The organism is Gordonia sp. J1A, from assembly GCF_055393515.1.
In genome coordinates, this window is sequence record NZ_AP041607.1 from 3,912,228 (window position 1) to 3,929,180 (window position 16,953).

A 16,953-nucleotide genomic window follows, 5' to 3' on the forward strand; every position below is an offset into this window, starting at 1 on the left:
CGTGCCCATCGCCAGTGACATCTGGGATTCACCGGAACGGCGTGAACTCCGCGCGAGTATCGCCGGTTTCGCCAAGCGGCACATTCTGCCGTATCAGGACGAGTGGGAGCGCGAGGGACTGATTCCGCGCGAGACCCACCTGGCCGCGGCCGAACTGGGACTGTTCGGTCTCGGCGTGCCGGAGGAGATCGGCGGCAGCGGCGGCGACCTGATCGACTCGATGATCCTGGTGGAGGAACTGCACTGTCAGGGCGTCGCGGGCGGCGTCTTCGCCTCGCTGTTCACCCACGGCATCGCTCTGCCGCATCTGATCGCCGCGAACGACCCGGCCCAGATCGACAAGTGGGTCCGGCCGACCCTGGCGGGCGAGAAGATCGGCAGCCTCGCGATCACCGAACCCGGTGGCGGCAGCGACGTCGGCCACCTGCGCACCAGCGCCGTGCGCGACGGGGACCACTACGTGGTGAACGGCTCCAAGACATTCATCACCTCGGCGGTGCGTGCCGACTTCGTCGTCGCGGCGGTCCGGACCGGAGGGCCCGGCGCCGCGGGAGTCTCGCTGCTGGTGATCGAGAAGGGCACGCCGGGATTCGAGGTGGCGCGCAAGCTCGACAAGATGGGCTGGCTCAGTTCCGACACCGCGGAACTGTCGTTCACCGACGTCCGCGTGCCGGCCGCGAACCTCGTCGGTGCCGAGAACTCCGGCTTCGCGCAGATCGCGCAGGCCTTCGTCACCGAGCGCGCCTCGCTGGCGGCCCAGGCGTACGCGAGCGCGCAGCGGTGCCTGGACCTGACCCTCGACTGGGTGCGGAACCGGGAGACCTTCGGCAAGCCGCTCATCTCCCGGCAGTCCGTGCAGGACACGGTCACGGAGATGGCACGCCGGATCGACGTGGCGCGGACCTACACCCGGGCGGTCGTCGAACGGAAGGTGTCGTCGGGCGACGACCTCATCGCCGAGATCTGCTTCGCGAAGAACACCGCTGTCGAGGCGGGCGAGTGGGTGGCGAACAAGGCGGTCCAACTGCACGGCGGAATGGGTTACATGCGGGAGTCGGAGGTGGAACGCCAGTACCGCGACATGCGCATCATCGGCATCGGCGGCGGCACCAACGAGATCCTGACCGGACTGGCGGCGAAGCGATTGGGGTACCAGGCATGACGGTTCTGAGGAGCAAGATCGACACCTCGTCGGCGGAGTTCGCGGCCAACGTCGAGGCGATGAACGCCAAACTGGCCGAACTCGAATTGGAGTTCCGCAAAGTCCGCGCCGGCGGCGGCGAGAAGTACGTCGAGCGGCACCGCAAACGCGGGAAGATGACCGCGCGCGAGCGAATCGAGCTGCTGGTCGACGAGGATTCGCCTTTCCTGGAACTCTGCCCGCTCGCGGCGTACGGCTCGCAGTTCACTGTGGGCGCCTCGGTGGTGGTCGGCATCGGCGTCGTCGAAGGCACCGAATGCCTGATCGTCGCCAACGATCCGACGGTCAAGGGCGGCACCTCTAACCCGTGGACGCTGCGGAAGATCCTCCGGTGCAACGACATCGCCCGGCAGAACCGGCTCCCGGTCATCTCGCTCGTGGAGTCCGGCGGTGCCGACCTCCCGACGCAGAAAGAGGTCTTCGTCCCCGGCGGACGGATGTTCCGCGATCTGACGCAACTGTCGGCGGCGGGCATCCCGACCATCGCACTGGTCTTCGGCAACTCCACGGCGGGCGGTGCCTACGTCCCCGGAATGAGCGATCACGTCGTGATGATCGAGGACCGTTCCAAGGTCTTCCTCGGCGGCCCGCCCCTGGTCAAGATGGCCACGGGTGAGGAGAGCGACGACGAGGAACTGGGCGGCGCCAAGATGCACGCCCGCGTCTCCGGACTCGGCGACTACCTCGCGGCCGACGAGCAGGACGCGGTGCGGATCGGCAGGCGGATCGTCGCCCGCCTCAACTGGCGCAAGCAGGGACCGGAGCCGATCGCCGAGCCGGTCCGCGAACCCCGGTACAGCCCGGAGGAGCTGCTCGGCATCATTCCTCCCGATCTGAAGATCCCCTTCGACCCGCGCGAGGTGATCGCGCGCGTCGTCGACGACTCCGACTTCGACGAGTTCAAACCCGAGTACGGCACCTCGCTGTGCACCGGCTGGGCCCGGATCCACGGCTACCCGGTCGGTATCCTCGCGAACGCGCAGGGCGTGCTGTTCTCGGCCGAATCGCAGAAGGCCACTCAGTTCATCCAACTGGCCAACCGCAGCAACACGCCGCTGCTGTTCCTGCACAACACCACCGGCTACATGGTCGGCAAGGAATACGAGCAGGGCGGCATCATCAAGCACGGCTCGATGATGATCAACGCGGTGTCGAACTCGACGGTGCCGCACATCTCGATCCTGATGGGCGCGAGTTACGGAGCGGGCCACTATGGCATGTGCGGCCGGGCGTACGACCCCCGCTTCCTGTTCGCGTGGCCCAGCGCCAAGAGTGCGGTGATGGGCGCCGCGCAGCTCGCGGGCGTCATCTCGATCGTCTCCCGTGCGGCCACCGAGGCACGCGGCGGCACCGTGGACGAGGAGGCCGACGCCGGAATGCGCGCCATGATCGAGGCGCAGATCGAGGCCGAGTCGGTGCCGATGTTCCTGTCCGGGATGCTCTACGACGACGGCGTCATCGACCCGCGCGACACCCGGACGGTGCTCGGCCAGGCGCTCTCGGCCATCGCGTCCGCCCCGGTCGAGGGCACCAGCAACTTCGGCGTCTTCCGGATGTGAGGAATCTGCACATGACTACAGCCATCTCTCAGAAGCCGATCACCAGCGTGCTCGTCGCCAACCGCGGCGAGATCGCGTGCCGGGTCTTCACCACCTGCGTCACGATGGGCCTGCGCACCGTCGCGGTGTACTCCGATCCGGACGCCGACGCCCCGCATGTGCGGGCCGCCGACGCCGCGGTCCGACTGCCGGGTTCCACCTCGGCCGAGACGTACCTGCGCGGTGAGAAGATCATCGCCGCCGCACAGGCGGCGGGCGCGGACGCGATCCATCCCGGGTACGGATTCCTCTCGGAGAACGCCGAGTTCGCGCAAGCCGTGATCGACGCCGGACTGACGTGGATCGGTCCGCCGCCCGCCGCGATCACCGCGATGGGCTCCAAGGTGAACGCGAAGGCGCTGATGGAGGGCGCCGGTGTGCCGGTGCTCAAGGACATCGATCCCGAATCGGTCACCGCCGATGATCTTCCGCTGCTGATCAAAGCCTCCGCGGGCGGCGGCGGACGCGGCATGCGGATCGTCCGCGAACTGGGCGAGTTGAGCGACGCCGTCGCCGCGGCCCGGCGCGAAGCGGAGTCGGCGTTCGGCGATCCGACCGTGTTCTGCGAGCCGTACATCGAGCGCGGCCACCACATCGAGGTCCAGGTGATGGCCGACGACCACGGCCAGATCTGGGCGGTCGGCGAGCGGGAATGCTCGATCCAGCGCCGGCATCAGAAGGTGGTCGAAGAGGCTCCGGCACCGCTCGTGGAGCGGATCGGTGCCGACATGCGCGACAAGCTCTTCGCGGCCGCACGCAAGGCGGTCGAGTCGATCGGCTACCGAGGCGCGGGCACCGTCGAGTTCCTCGCCGACGAGACCGGCAAGTTCTTCTTCCTGGAGACCAACACGCGACTGCAGGTGGAGCATCCGGTCACCGAGCTGACCACCGCCGTCGACCTCGTGGAGTGGCAGCTGCGCGTGGCCCGGGGCGAGCCGCTGGGACAGATTCCGGCGACCGCTCCGGCGGGCGGCGTCGGCCACGCGATCGAGGTGCGGCTCTACGCCGAGGATCCCGCGCACGACTGGCAGCCGCAGTCGGGCACCGTCGCGCGCATCGACCTCCCCGCCGCCACCCGGTTCGGGCTGCTGGAGCGGCCCGGGGTCCGCGTGGACTCGGGAATCACCGACGGCAGCGAGATCTCGACCTTCTACGATCCGATGCTCGCCAAGGTGATCTCCTGGGCTCCCGACCGCGACCAGGCGGCGGCCGTGCTGGCCCGTGCCCTCTCGGACGCGCGCATCCACGGTGTCGTCACCAACCGCGACATGCTCGTGAACACCTTGCGCGAGGCCGACTTCCTCGCCGGCGCGACCGACACCGGCTACCTCAGCGACGAGCGGATCGCCGAGTTGTCGCGGCCGCTCGCCGGCGACGGCGTGGACGTGGTGGCGGCGACCGTCGCGGCGCTGGCGCAGTCGGCGCGCAACCGCGCCGACGCCCGTGCGGTCCCGGCGGCGCCGTCGGGCTGGCGCAACATCGCCTCCGACTACCAGCGCAAGACCTACCTCGCCGCCGATGGGACCGAGATCGTGGCGCGGTATCGCTTCGGGCGCGACGGGCGAGCCGAACTGCCCGATCTGGACGATGCGACCGTGGAGTCCGTCGAGCCCACCGAGGTGGTGCTCTCGCGCGGCGGCGTGGTGCGCCGCTACGAGGTGAGCGCGGTCGGCGACCGGGTGTTCGTCGACTGGCCGGGCGCATCGGTGACACTGACCCGCGCACCGCGGTTCGTCGACCCGGCGTCCGTGGAACGGCCCGGTTCGCTGCTGGCGCCGATGCCCGGTTCGGTGATCCGGGTGGCGGTGGCCGAAGGCGATCGCGTGACGGCCGGACAGCCGCTGCTGTGGCTCGAAGCGATGAAGATGGAGCACACCATCAAAGCACCCGCCGACGGCGTGGTGTCCGTCCTCGCGGTGGAGCCGGGACGGCAGCTCTCGGTGGGCGATGTGCTCGCCGTGATCACCGAAGAGGAACCTTCCGCGGAGTGAGCCCTCGCGGGACCAGACCTATCTCCAACCGAACTCCAGGAGCCCCAATGAGTTTCATCGAGACCGAAGAGCAGACAGCGCTGCGCGAGGCCGTGGCCGCGCTGGTGAAGAAGTACGGCCAGCAGTACTTCAGCGACTGCGCCCGACAGGGACGCAAGACCGACGAACTGTGGCAGGAGGCCGGCGAACTCGGCTTCATCGGCGTCAACCTGCCGGAGCAGTACGGCGGCGGTGGCGCCGGAATGTACGAGCTCGCGATCGTGATGGAGGAACTCGCCGCCGGCGGCAGCGGGCTGCTCATGATGGTCGTCTCGCCGGCCATCTGCGGCAACATCATCGCCCGCTTCGGAACCGACGACCAGAAGCAGCGGTGGATCCCGGGCCTCGCCGACGGCTCGATCACCATGGCCTTCGGCATCACCGAACCCGACGCCGGATCGAACTCGCATCAGATCACGACCACCGCTCGCCGTGACGGCGACGACTGGATCCTCAACGGCCGCAAGGTCTTCATCTCCGGCGTCGACCAAGCGCAGGCGGTGCTCATCGTGGCGCGGACCGAGGATGCCAAGACCGGCAGGCTCAAGCCCGCGCTGTTCATCGTGCCCACCGACACACCGGGCTTCGAGCATCAGATCATCGACATGGAGATGCTGAACCCGGAGAAGCAGTTCACCCTCTTCCTCGACGACGTCCGGCTCCCGTCCGACGCGCTGGTGGGATCCGAGGACGCCGCGCTGAGTCAGCTCTTCGCCGGTCTCAATCCGGAGCGGATCATGGCCTCCGCGTCGGCGATCGGCATGGGCCGCTACGCGCTCGACCGCGCCGTCGAGTACGCGAACGATCGGACCGTCTGGAAGACGCCGATCGGGGCGCACCAGGCGATCGCTCATCCTCTCGCGCAGGGCAAGATCGAGCTCGAGATGGCCAAGCTGATGATGCAGAAGGCCGCCACCCTGTACGACGCGGGCGACGACTGGGGCGCCGCGGTCCCCGCCAACATGGCGAAGTACGCGGCGGGCGAGGCCACCGCCAAGATCGTCGACCAGGCCATCCAGACCCTGGGCGGCAACGGTCTCACCGTCGAATACGGTCTGGCCGCGCTGCTCCCGCTGTCGCGCCTGACGCGCATCGCTCCGGTGAGCCGCGAGATGATCCTGAACTTCGTCGCGCAGACGAGCCTGGGACTGCCGAAGTCGTACTGATCCCGTTTCGCCGCCCTTTCCAGCGGACGTCGCGGGGTTTCGACTGCGGCTCTCGCCCTTTCAGGTTCGTCGAGTAGCGAGGAACAGAGTGAGGAGCGTATCGAGGCCGTTGACCTGCGCGGTCTCGATACGCCCGACTCGCTTCGTTCGCGGAGAATCGACAATCCGGTAGTTGCGACCAGCCGAGTACGGGCCTTCCTCATCGACCTTCAGAAGGAGAACCATGACCGACGACATCCTCGTCCACACCGCCGTAGACGCGTCCGTCCTCACCGTCACGCTCGACTCACCCGCCAACCGCAATGCGCTCAGCTCGGCGCTCGTCGCGCAGCTGCAGACGGCGTTCGATGCCGCGACCGACGAGGAGATTCGGGCGGTCGTGCTGACGCACACCGGCGGGACGTTCTGTGCGGGCGCGGATCTGGGGGAGGCGCTCAAGCGCGGTCTGAGCCCCGAGGAGGCGACCGCCGAGGGCGGTCGTGCGATGGTCGGACTGATCCGCACCGTCCTCGAACTCGACAAGCCGGTGATCGTCGTCGCCGACGGACACGTCCGTGCCGGTGGACTGGGGTTGGTCGGCGCGGCCGACATCGCGCTCGCCGGACCGGCCGCCACCTTCGCTCTCACCGAGTCCAGGCTCGGCCTTGCGGCCTCGATCATCTCGATCCCGTTGCTGGCCAAGATGTCCGCCCGGGCAGCCGGCCGATACTTCCTGACCGGAGAGAAGTTCGGCGCCGACACCGCGGCCGGGATCGGCTTGGTGACCGCCGCCTGCGCCACGGACGACGACCTCGCCGCTGAACTCGACAGTGTGCTGGAAGGCATCCGCAAGGCGTCCCCGCAAGGACTGTCGGTGAGCAAGAAGCTGACCACCGCGGCGCTGCTCGACGGCTTCGACGTGCAGGCGCAGGCGCGCGCCGAGGAGTCGATGCGACTGTTCGCGTCCGACGAGGCGCGGGAGGGAATGACGGCCTTCCTCAGCAAGCGTCGACCGGAGTGGGACACTAGCCGCTGATGAACGCGCCACTCCGTGAACCGCAGCAGGACCGGTCCCGAGCCACTCGGGAGCGGCTGCTGGCGTCGACTGTCGACTTGCTCGCGACCCGTGGCTGGGCCGCGACGACGGTCGCGAAGGTCGCGGAGGAGGCCGGTGTCTCACGAGGCGCGGCGCAACATCACTTTCCGACGAGGGAGGCGTTGTTCACCGCGGTCATCGAGCAGATGTACGACGACATGACCGAGGACGTCGGACACTCACTGGAGAGCATCCCGTCGGGCCCGGGCCGGATCGCCGCGGTGGTGGAGCAGGCCGTCTCGATCTATACGGGAACGTCGTTCAAGGCCGCGCTTCAGGTGTGGGCCGCCGCGGCGTCCGATCCCGCCCTCGCCGACGTGATCCGTCCGCTGGAGGCCAAGATGGGCCGAGCGGCCCACGCCTTCGTCGTCTCCGGACTCGACCCCGACGGGACCCGCCCGCAGGCCTACCGCCTGGCGCAGATCACCCTCGACCTCGCCCGCGGCTTCGGCCTGGCCGACACGCTGACCGACGATTCGCGCAGACGCGCCGGGGTCCAGGCGGCGTGGGTGGAGCAGCTGACCGCGGCTCTGGACTGATCGCGTCGGGGCGCGGGTCAGGAGTGCGCCATCACCTGCAGGGCGATCACTGCCAGTGCCAGCGCGGCTTCGATCGTCAGCATCACCACCTGCTGCTTCCAGCTGAGGCCCACCCGATGTACGGCCCTCGCGCAGATCAGGACCAGGGCGATGGCGAGGGCGATCGTCGACGCGAGCAGCGCCGCGTTCACGTCCCAGCCGGTGATCAGGCTGACTCAGAGGAACACAAAGGGCAGCGTCACCGACGACAGTGCGCCGAAACTCGTCCGCACGGCGTGCGCGAACTCGTGACGGCTCATCATCACGCCGTGGACCACCGTGTGAGCGAGGACGTCTGCGGTGAAGACGGCGAGCACCGTGCCTCCGAGCGTCACGGCGAGGGTGGCCAGCGCGGCGGGGGCGCTCACGTCCCCGTGCGCTCGGATCGCCAGCGTCACCGAGAGCGTCGCGAAGACGAGATAGATGGACTCCTTCAGAACCGCAGCCTGTTCCTCTCGGGTCGGCTGCGCGCGGGTGCCAGACATGCACAGAGCGTAGTCGGGCCCGCCGCGGCGTAGGGTCGGTCGTGGTGGCCGGGTAACGGCCACGCGCGAGCAGAAGGGGCGGGCATGGACGACGGTCCGGTGCGCGGTTTCGAAGCGATGATGGCCTCGATCGACTCATCCGTCTACCTGGTGACGGCAGCCGCCGACGGTCGCCGAGCGGGTTGCCTGGTGGGTTTCGCCGCGCAGATGAGCATTGAACCGGAGCGGTTCGTGGCCGGGATCTCACGGCAGAACCACACCTATCCCATCGCTGCGGCGGCCGGTCACCTCGGTGTGCACGTGGTCTCCCGCGAGCACCTGGATCTGGCGCGACTGTTCGGCGGAGAGACCGGCGACGAGGTCGACAAGTTCGAGCGCTGTCGATGGGTTCCGGGACCGCACGGCGTGCCGATCCTGTCCGACGCCGAGGCCTGGTTCGTCGGCCGAGTGCTGGCTCGGCACGACGTCGGCGACCACACGTGCCACGTCCTCGCTCCGGTCGCCGGCGGCGGGTCGGCCGGCGGGCGCGGAGGCTTGGCGGGACTGGCCGACGTCGACGACCTCGAACCGGGGCACCCGGCCTGACGCACGGCGGGAGGACATCCTCCTCGCGACCGGCGAATGGAAACCGCGGGCCCACCGGTGTCGATCACCGATGAGCCCGCGGAGTTCGGGGGGACGAGGCCTACGACTCGTGCATGATCACGCCGCGGATGTTCTTCCCGTCGCGCAGATCCTGGTAGCCCTGATTGACGTCCTCCAGTGAGTAACGCTGGGTCACCAGCTCGTCGAGCTTCAGCTGACCGGCGTCGTACAGGCGCAGCAGCTTCACGATGTCGTACTGCGGATTCATCGAACCGAAGAGCGTGCCCATGATCGTCTTCTGGTTCAGCGTCAGATCCGCACCGGAGACCTGGACGGTGAGCTTGGCGGGGTCGGCCAGACCGGTGATGACCACCTTGCCGCCCTTGCCGATGACGGCGGTGGCCGCCTGGACCACCGGGACGTCGACGGTACCGACCAGGATGAGGGCGGCGTCGGCGCCCTTGCCCCAGGTCAGCTCGGTCACCTTCTCCTGCGCCTCCTCGGCCGTCGCGAAGGCGTGCGTGGCGCCGAACTTCAGCGCCTCGGTGCGCTTCATCTCCACCGGGTCGACGACGACCACGTACTTGCAGCCCGCGCTGACCGCGCCCTGAACCGCATTGATGCCGAGGCCGCCGATGCCGTAGATGACGGCGGTGTCGCCCGCGCGCAGATTGCCCGCGTTGACCGCTGTGCCCCAACCGGAGGGGACGCCGCAGCCGACGAGGACCGCGGTCTCCAGCGGGAGCCACTCGTCGACCTTGACGACCGAGTGCTGCGAGATGGTCGCGTACTCGGAGAACGTGCCGAGCATGCACATGGCGCCGAAGTCCTGGCCGTCGCCGTGGAAGCGGAACGTGCCGTCGGGCATCGATCCCTCGAGGATCGTCGCGCCCATGTCGCACAGGTTCTGCCTGCCGGTGGAACAGTAGCGGCACGTACCGCAGTTGGGGATGAAGCTGCACACCACGTGGTCGCCGGGCTTCACCTTGGTCACGCCCGGTCCGACCTCCTGGATGATGCCCGAGCCCTCGTGACCGCCGACGATGGGGTAGCGCGGCGGAAGGTCGCCGTCGGTGAGGTGCAGATCGGAGTGGCACAGGCCGGCGGCGGTGTACTTGATCAGCACCTCGCCCGCGCCCGGGCCGTCCAGGTCGAGTTCCATGATCTCGAAGGGTTTGCCGGGCTCGAGGAGTACGGCGGCTTTGGTCTTCATGGTGGGTTCCTTAAGGGTTGGTGGGGTGGGGTTGGTGAGTGGGTTGTTGGTTTCGACTCGCTGCGCTCGCTCAACTGGCCTGTGGGGGACTCGCTCAACTGGCGGGCGGAGGGGAGTCGCTCAACCAGCGGGCGGAGGGAGGGCCTGGGCGGGTACGCCCCGCGCGAGTCAGAGGGCGATGTTGACGGACTTGGTCTGGGTGTAGAGGTCCAGGGCGGAGTCGCCCAGTTCGCGGCCCCAGCCGGACTGCTTGAAACCGCCGAAGGGGAGGGCGGTGTCGAAGCCGTTGTACTGGTTGACCCACACCGATCCGGCCTTCACCGCCGCGGCGGTGCGGTGCGCCTTCGAGATGTCCTTGGTCCAGATTCCCGCGGCGAGTCCGTAGATCGAGTCGTTGGCAGCACGGGCGACGTCGTCCTCGTCGTCGAACGGCAGGGCGGCGACGACGGGGCCGAAGATCTCCTCCTCCACGATCGAGAATTCCGGCTTCACGTCCACGAAGACGGTCGGTTCGATGAAGTAGCCCTTGTCGCCCCAGCGGCCGCCGCCGGTGAGAGCGCGTGCCCCGTCTGCCAGGCCCTGCTGGATGTAGCTGTTGACCCGATCGAACTGCTCCTGCGAGACGAGCGGTCCGAGTTCGGTGGTCGGATCGAGACCGGGGCCGATCTTGGCCTGCGACGCGGCGTCGGCGACAGCCTGCGTGAACTCGTCGAAGATGCTGCGCTGCACGAACAACCGGGTGCCCGCGACGCAGCACTGACCGTGGTTGAACATCCACGCCGCGACCGAACCGGCGACGGCCGACTCGATGTCCGCGTCGGCGAAGACGATGTTGGGGCTCTTGCCGCCGAGTTCCAGCGACACCTTCTTGAGATTGCCGGTCGCGGCCTGGACGATCTTCTTACCGACTTCGGTAGACCCGGTGAAGGCGACCTTGTCGACGTCGAGGTGAGCCGACAGCGCGGCGCCTGCGTCGCCGAATCCGGTGACGATGTTGACCACGCCGGGCGGGAAGCCGGCCTCCTCGAAGACCTCGCCCAGCATCAGCGCACTCAGGGGCGTCTGCTCGGCAGGCTTGAGGACCACGGTGTTTCCGGCAGCGAGCGCCGGAGCGAGCTTCCACGTGGCCATCAGGATGGGGAAGTTCCACGGGACGATCTGGCCGCACACGCCCAGCGACTCACGTCGGGTGTAGGCGTGGAACTGGGCGTCCGGACCGGCGAACGGCATCGACGGGGTGATCGACGAGCCCTTGATCTTGGTGGCGAGCCCGGCGTTGTAACGCCACACGTCCGCCGACCAGGAGACGTCGACCGCTGTCGCGATGGTGACCGACTTGCCGTTGTCGAGCGCCTCCAGCTGCCCGAAGATCTCGGCTCGCTCGGAGAGGATGTCGCCGACCCGCCAGATCAGGCGTTCCCGTTCGTTCGGCTTCATCCGGCCCCACGGGCCCTCGTATGCGGCGCGCGCCGCGGCCACGGCGCGATCGACGTCGGCCGCCTCACCGTGCGCCACCCGGGTGATCACCTCGCCGGTGGCCGGGTCGTGGGTCGCGAAAGTGCGGCCCGACGCCGCGTCGACCCACTGGCCGCCGATCAGCAACTGGCGGTCGCGGGACACGAAATCGGCTACGGCCGGATGAAGGGCCGAATTGAGGGTGGCGGTCATGGAAGCCTCCTGACGAGATGGGCACGTCGCGCACCGCGTGATGCGCGCCACTGAATGAGTGCCCCTCATTTGTCACATGCCGCCGCGAGCCCGCCGTGTGCAGAAACTGAACAGTGCCGGTGGACACGGCCTGTACACGGACCGGGTACGCGCCGTGTCAGCGGGAGATACCCAGCGCCCGGATCCGGGCGTACAGGGTGGTGCGGGAGACGCCGAGCGCCTTGGCGGCATGCGATTTGTTGCCGTCTGCGGCGTCGAGCGCATCGATGATGGCCTGGCGTTCGGCCTGCTCCAGACCCATCAGACGGGAGGCGCGGGAACTGCCGCGGTAGCCCTCCGGGAGGTCGGCGGCGGTGAGTTGCCTGCCGCCGCGCGCCAGGGTCGTCTCGGCCGCGGCACCGAGCACCACCGACATCTCGGTCAGGTTGCCCGGCCACTCCTGGCAGGCCAGCGCGTCTGCGGCGTCCGGACCGAGTTCCAGACGGCGGTCGCAGCGCTCCAGCATCCGCTGGGCCAGGGAGACGATCTCGCTGGTGCGCTGCCGCAGCGGCGGCAGGGTGACGCGGGTGCGGCAGCAGCCCACGAGCGCGGCGAGGCCCGCGGCGCCGCCGGTGACCGGCTCGCAGACGACGACGATCGGCGGGAGATCGGGCCGATGGGCGGCTATCGCCGCCTGCAGCAGGCGGATCGAGCGATCGTCGAGGAGATCGGCGCCGTCGACGACGAGACCGTGGCCCGCGGAACGGGCTTCCCGGATCGCCGCCGCGACATCCGGCGGCGTGCCGTCGAGCAGGGCCGCGGCGACGTCGAGTCGCACCCGGCGATCGTCGGGGATCAACGACTGCGCCTCGGTGGTCCGGCCCGTGCCGGGCTCGCCGCAGATCGCGACCGACGCCGCGGCGGCGCGCGGCACCGGATCGGCGGGTGTCCGATGCCCGACGCGGGGACGCAGGCGGAATACGGCGGCGTGCCGTACGCCGTCGACTCGGTCGATCTCGATGTCGGCCTCGATGCCGGACACCAGGGTGATGGTCCGGCGCCGCTCGGAGCGGTCGTGGAGCATCGCGCGGAGCGACCCGAAGTCGGCGGAGCCGAGCAACTGGGCGGCCAGGGCGTTGGTGAGCTGCAGGTCGTCGCCGACCGCGGCGACCGCGACATCGCGGCGCGACGAGGTCTTCTCGAACGCGGCGATCACCGCACGATGGTCGGCGTGCGTGCGGTTCAGGAGCCGTTCGGCGATGTCGTCGACGAGCCCGCGCACCAACGGCACCGACAGCGGGTTGATCTGCGGGGCCACCTCGGTCATGCAGATCGCGCCTGCGACGCGGCGGGTGGCCGGGTGTACGATCGGCCGGCCGAAGCAACTCAGCGACCGGAACTGCTCCAGGTAGTGCTCGGATCCGTTGATGACCACGTCGCCGCGCACCTCGACGGTGGTGCCCAGCGCGGTGGTGCCCATCCGAGACTCGTCGCAGGCGGCGCCCTCGACGGCGCCCACCGACTCCAGATGCCGCTCCAGTGTGCTGTCGGCCGAGACGCGCGAGACCATGCGGCAGTCCTGATCCACCAGCAACAGCGCCGTGGTGGTGCCGCTGAGCATCGATGCGGCCCGCGCGAGCACCGGCCGCGCGGCGTCGAGCAACCGGTCGTCGGCGATGTCGCGGACGGCCGGCCGGAACGGCGAGTCGGGGGACAGGCCGGACTGGGTGACGCGACGCCAGGACGCGGCGATCACGTCACGCTGGGGAAGTGGGGTGGTCACGACACCACTGTGACATGGATCATGCGCGGTCGGTAGGTCCGGGCGATCGCACTCGGTCGCACTCGATCGCGCCGGGCGGTCCGCGTCGCCGTGCGCCGTCCCGGCTACGGTTGGTCGCATGCGAGTGGCGACCTGGAATGTGAACTCGGTGAGACAGCGAGTGCCCCGGCTGCTGCCGTGGCTGGACGAGCGGTCGCCCGACGTGGTGTGCCTGCAGGAGACCAAGGTCACCGACGAGGCGTTCGCGGCCGAACTGGGTGACGAACTCGCCGCACGCGGCTACGAGTTCGCCCACGCGGGGCAGGGACAGTGGAACGGCGTGGCGCTGCTGAGCAGGGTGGGGCTCGACGACGTCCGGATCGCATTCCCCGGCGCACCCGGTTTTCCCGACCCCGAGTCGGCTCCGGAAGGGCGGGCGGTCTCGGCGGTGTGCGACGGGGTGCGCGTGTACTCGGTGTACGTCCCCAACGGCCGCGAGGTCGGCTCCGACCACTACGCGTACAAACTGGCGTGGCTCGCGAAGTTGCGGGAGGCCGTCGAACCGGAGGCGGATTCGACCGTCGTCTGCGGCGACTACAACATCATCCCGACCGACGACGACTGCTTCGATCCGGCGGCCTTCGTCGGTCACACGCATGTCACCGACGCCGAGCGTGCGGCGTTCGAGGCGCTGAAAGGCGCCGGTCTGCACGACGTGATGCGGGAGCACTGGCCCAGCGAACGGATCTACACCTACTGGGACTACCGTGCCGGAATGTTCCACAAGGATCTCGGCATGCGGATCGACTTCCTGCTGGCCGGAGGCCCGGTGGCCGCGCGCGCCCAGGCCTGCTGGGTGGACCGCAAGGCCCGCAAGGGCACCAAGCCCAGCGACCACGCACCGGTGTTCCTGGATCTGGACACCGCGCCTGACGGCGACGTGGGTCCGGTGGTCCCGCCGCCTTCGCGTCCGGCACAGGTGAAGCCGGGGTCGGTGAAGCTGCCGCACTCGGTGGCCGACTGAGGGCTCTCGGGTTCTCAGCCGTAGGTGAACGAGAAGACCTCGAGGCCGGGGGACGGTGCCAGTTCGAGCCGCCCTCGCCGACTGCCGGTCCCGTCGACGATCTGATGGAGGGTCGGCGGTCCGCTGATGGGGATCGTCGAGGAGGAGCCGTCGTCGCGTCTCACGGTGATCGTCCCCGTCCCGCCGGCGACGACGTACACGTTGCGCGCACGGTAGTTCAGCGAGATCGCCGCATCGCGACGCGCGGTGGCACCCTGACGGTCGAGCGTCCACCGGCCGCGCAGGGCGAAGGAGTCGGGGGCCGGGCTCTCCGGAAAGTCGAAGTCCGCGGTGCCTGCCGAATAGGGGGTGGGACCCGCGTAGTTCCCGGCCTTGCCGATCCCGAGGTACGTCTCCGCCGTGGTCGGCTCGGTCGGCGTGGTGTCGGCGCGCTCGGTGGGCGGCGGTAGCGTGCTGTCGGGCCGGGCGTCGGCGAGCAAGTCGCGGATCATCCGCTCCGACGTCGCGTACCCGCCTTCACCGAACTCGATGTGCCGCACCACTCCGGTGGAGTCGATGAGGTACTGGGCCGGCCAGTAGCTGTTGCGGTAGCCGGTCCAGGTCGAGAACGCCGGATCGAGCGCTATCGGGTAGTCGATGCCCAGGCGTTCGGCCGCGGCGACGACGTTCGACGGCACCTTCTCGAAGGCGTACTCCGGGGTGTGGACCCCGATCACCTCCAACCCGCTGTCGCGATACGTGCGATACCAGTCCACGACGTGCGGAATGGATCGCTGGCAGTTGATGCACGAGTACGCCCAGAAGTCGATGAGGACCACTTTTCCGCGCAGTTGTGACAGCGGCAGAGCGTGGTCGCCGGGGGTGTTGAACCAGTCGGTGATACCGGTCAGCGGCGGCGCCGTACCGCAGCTCTGCAGACGATCGGCTCCGTCGGTGCAGTTCGAGAGTTCGCGATTCGCGTCGGTGACGATGCCTCCGAGATCGAGCCGGCGATTGAGATCGTCGGTGCCGCCCACCGAGTCCTGCAGGGACCCGGTGTAGTCGGGGATCGCCCGCTGGAGCGCGGCCGGGGCGTCGAAGACCAAGCCGACGGCGAGGCCGATCGTCACCAGTCCGCCGATCACGCGGATCAGCCGTTGCCTGCGCCGGAAGGCGCTCACCCGTTCGGCGATCCGCCGACCGGCCAGCGCGAACACCAGCAGCGGGAGCGTCGAACCCACCGCGAAGGACAACGTCAGCGCCACCGTGGAGAGCCCGATCGATCCCGTCGCACCGGCGACCACGATGGCCGCGAGCACCGGACCGGCGCACGGAACGTAGAGCACACCCAGTGCCAGCCCGAGCCCGAATCCGGACCGCCCGCGGGCCACCGGCCGCTGCGGCAGCCGGGCGAAGGGCTTCTCCAGGAGCCGTTCGACGGGCGGAAAGATCAAGCCGAGTCCGATCGAGACCAGCGCTGCCAACCCGATCCACCGGATGGTGTCCTGCGGCAGGTGCAGCAGCGACAGCAGGCTCGACCCGACGAGCGTCACCGCGGAGAAGCTCACGACCAGCCCGGCGATCACCAGGTACGGCCGCGCGCTCTCGGCGAACCGCCGTCTGCGGTCCGGTCGTCCCTGGGACGGCTGTTCGGTCTCCTCCGGGCCGCGGGCGTTCTGCGCGCCGGAGAGGAACAGGACCGGCAGCACCGGAAGGATGCACGGCGAGATGCCGGTGATGAGTCCGCCGACGAAACCGATCGCGATCACTGTGTTCATGACCGGTATTCGGTGGCGTCGACGGCCCGGATGGGTCGGCCCGGCGGCACCGCCGGACAACCGGCCCATCCGAAATCCGGAGGGCGCCGAATGACCCATGTCACTGATGACGACGCCGGCGCCCGTCGGCGTTCGACGAGAAGGAGCAGTCGATGAGAACCAGCAAGACCATGGGTGCCAAGGTTGCGGCGATGGGCTTCGCCCTCGCAGTCGCGGGCACCATGACCGCGTGTTCGAGCGACGACTCGACGAGTACGTCGACCACGGACGCCATGCCGACGACCGCGATGAGTTCGCAGACGATGAAGGCCGATCCGGCCGCGGATCTGGTGGGTCCCGGCTGCGCGGCCTACGCCGAGAAGGTGCCCACCGGTCCCGGGTCGGTGACCGGCATGTCCACCGAACCGGTAGCCGTCGCCGCGTCGAACAATCCGATGCTGACCACGCTCACCTCGGCGGTGTCCGGCGGCCTCAACCCGAAGGTGAACCTGGTCGACACCCTCAACGGCGGTGAGTTCACCGTGTTCGCCCCGGTCGACGACGCCTTCGCGAAGGTCGATCCGGCCACGATCGACTCGCTCAAGACCGACTCGGCGGGCCTGACCAGTCTGCTGACCTACCACGTGGTGCCGGGCCAGCTGAGTCCCGACCAGGTCGACGGCGTCCACAAGACGGTTCAGGGCGACACCGTGGACGTGACCGGCAGCGGCGACGATCTGAAGGTCGACGGCGCGAGCGTGATCTGCGGCGGAGTCCACACCGCGAACGCGACCGTGTACCTGATCGACCAGGTGCTCATGCCGCCCGCCAAGCCCTGATCCGCGCCGGCCGG

The 16,953-nt window shown here is 69.1% G+C and carries 15 protein-coding genes; 9 read left to right on the top strand and 6 right to left on the bottom strand.

Translation table 11 applies throughout. The features are described 5' to 3' along the window. Window position 1 precedes the first annotated feature (1 nt). The 6 genes from ACZ5QD_RS18295 to ACZ5QD_RS18320 all read left to right on the top strand — a co-directional run bounded on the left by ACZ5QD_RS18295 (window position 2) and on the right by ACZ5QD_RS18320 (window position 7,609). Complete coding sequence (locus tag ACZ5QD_RS18295) at window positions 2-1,162, top strand: acyl-CoA dehydrogenase family protein (protein ID WP_045536648.1); 1,161 nt, start codon at window positions 2-4, stop codon at window positions 1,160-1,162. Then, on the top strand, window positions 1,159-2,760 hold the full coding sequence (locus ACZ5QD_RS18300) for an acyl-CoA carboxylase subunit beta (protein WP_006894455.1): 1,602 nt from the start codon (window positions 1,159-1,161) through the stop codon (window positions 2,758-2,760). Before ACZ5QD_RS18295 ends, ACZ5QD_RS18300 begins: the two co-directional genes overlap by 4 nt. Before the next feature lie 11 nt (window positions 2,761-2,771). Further along, window positions 2,772-4,790, top strand: coding sequence for an acetyl/propionyl/methylcrotonyl-CoA carboxylase subunit alpha (locus tag ACZ5QD_RS18305; protein ID WP_464366997.1), 2,019 nt, complete (start codon window positions 2,772-2,774; stop codon window positions 4,788-4,790). A 47-nt stretch (window positions 4,791-4,837) separates the two neighbouring features. After that, complete coding sequence (locus ACZ5QD_RS18310) at window positions 4,838-5,995, top strand: acyl-CoA dehydrogenase family protein (protein WP_006894457.1); 1,158 nt, start codon at window positions 4,838-4,840, stop codon at window positions 5,993-5,995. Between the two features lie 223 nt (window positions 5,996-6,218). Beyond that, window positions 6,219-7,010 (top strand): enoyl-CoA hydratase family protein, encoded by a 792-nt coding sequence (locus ACZ5QD_RS18315; protein WP_062367394.1) that lies wholly within the window; start codon window positions 6,219-6,221, stop codon window positions 7,008-7,010. Further along, complete coding sequence (locus tag ACZ5QD_RS18320; protein ID WP_006894459.1) at window positions 7,010-7,609, top strand: TetR/AcrR family transcriptional regulator; 600 nt, start codon at window positions 7,010-7,012, stop codon at window positions 7,607-7,609. The genes ACZ5QD_RS18315 and ACZ5QD_RS18320 overlap by 1 nt, the downstream gene beginning before the upstream one ends. Before the next feature lie 17 nt (window positions 7,610-7,626). Here the strand turns inward: ACZ5QD_RS18320 and ACZ5QD_RS18325 are convergent, their stop codons facing one another. Next, the gene (locus tag ACZ5QD_RS18325; RefSeq protein WP_346074709.1) at window positions 7,627-7,800 is read right to left on the bottom strand and encodes a hypothetical protein; all 174 of its coding nucleotides are present in this window, start codon (window positions 7,798-7,800) and stop codon (window positions 7,627-7,629) included. Window positions 7,801-7,824: 24 nt separating this feature from the next. Continuing rightward, a complete protein-coding gene (locus ACZ5QD_RS18330; RefSeq protein WP_006894461.1) occupies window positions 7,825-8,133 on the bottom strand; it encodes a hypothetical protein in 309 nt (102 codons plus the stop codon). Between the two features lie 84 nt (window positions 8,134-8,217). Between ACZ5QD_RS18330 and ACZ5QD_RS18335 the strand changes: the two genes are divergently transcribed. Then, the gene (locus ACZ5QD_RS18335) at window positions 8,218-8,718 is read left to right on the top strand and encodes a flavin reductase family protein (RefSeq protein ID WP_006894462.1); all 501 of its coding nucleotides are present in this window, start codon (window positions 8,218-8,220) and stop codon (window positions 8,716-8,718) included. A gap of 100 nt (window positions 8,719-8,818) precedes the next feature. On the opposite strand, the gene ACZ5QD_RS18340 is transcribed toward ACZ5QD_RS18335, so the two are convergent. The 3 genes from ACZ5QD_RS18340 to ACZ5QD_RS18350 all read right to left on the bottom strand — a co-directional run bounded on the left by ACZ5QD_RS18340 (window position 8,819) and on the right by ACZ5QD_RS18350 (window position 13,361). Continuing rightward, complete coding sequence (locus tag ACZ5QD_RS18340) at window positions 8,819-9,931, bottom strand: NDMA-dependent alcohol dehydrogenase (protein WP_222111188.1); 1,113 nt, start codon at window positions 9,929-9,931, stop codon at window positions 8,819-8,821. A gap of 168 nt (window positions 9,932-10,099) precedes the next feature. Next, complete coding sequence (locus ACZ5QD_RS18345) at window positions 10,100-11,599, bottom strand: aldehyde dehydrogenase family protein (RefSeq protein WP_006894464.1); 1,500 nt, start codon at window positions 11,597-11,599, stop codon at window positions 10,100-10,102. A 157-nt stretch (window positions 11,600-11,756) separates the two neighbouring features. Beyond that, a complete protein-coding gene (locus ACZ5QD_RS18350) occupies window positions 11,757-13,361 on the bottom strand; it encodes a sigma-54-dependent Fis family transcriptional regulator (RefSeq protein WP_006894465.1) in 1,605 nt (534 codons plus the stop codon). A gap of 118 nt (window positions 13,362-13,479) precedes the next feature. Between ACZ5QD_RS18350 and ACZ5QD_RS18355 the strand changes: the two genes are divergently transcribed. Next, complete coding sequence (locus ACZ5QD_RS18355) at window positions 13,480-14,364, top strand: exodeoxyribonuclease III (protein ID WP_006894466.1); 885 nt, start codon at window positions 13,480-13,482, stop codon at window positions 14,362-14,364. Window positions 14,365-14,378: 14 nt separating this feature from the next. Here ACZ5QD_RS18355 and ACZ5QD_RS18360 read toward each other — a convergent pair whose 3' ends face one another. Further along, window positions 14,379-16,121, bottom strand: coding sequence for a cytochrome c biogenesis protein DipZ (locus ACZ5QD_RS18360; RefSeq protein WP_222111187.1), 1,743 nt, complete (start codon window positions 16,119-16,121; stop codon window positions 14,379-14,381). A 152-nt stretch (window positions 16,122-16,273) separates the two neighbouring features. On the opposite strand from ACZ5QD_RS18360, the gene ACZ5QD_RS18365 reads away from it, so the two are divergent. After that, window positions 16,274-16,939 carry a fasciclin domain-containing protein gene (locus ACZ5QD_RS18365; RefSeq protein WP_006894468.1) on the top strand — a complete coding sequence of 222 codons (666 nt, stop codon included), beginning with the start codon at window positions 16,274-16,276 and terminating at the stop codon, window positions 16,937-16,939. Window positions 16,940-16,953: the final 14 nt, after the last annotated feature.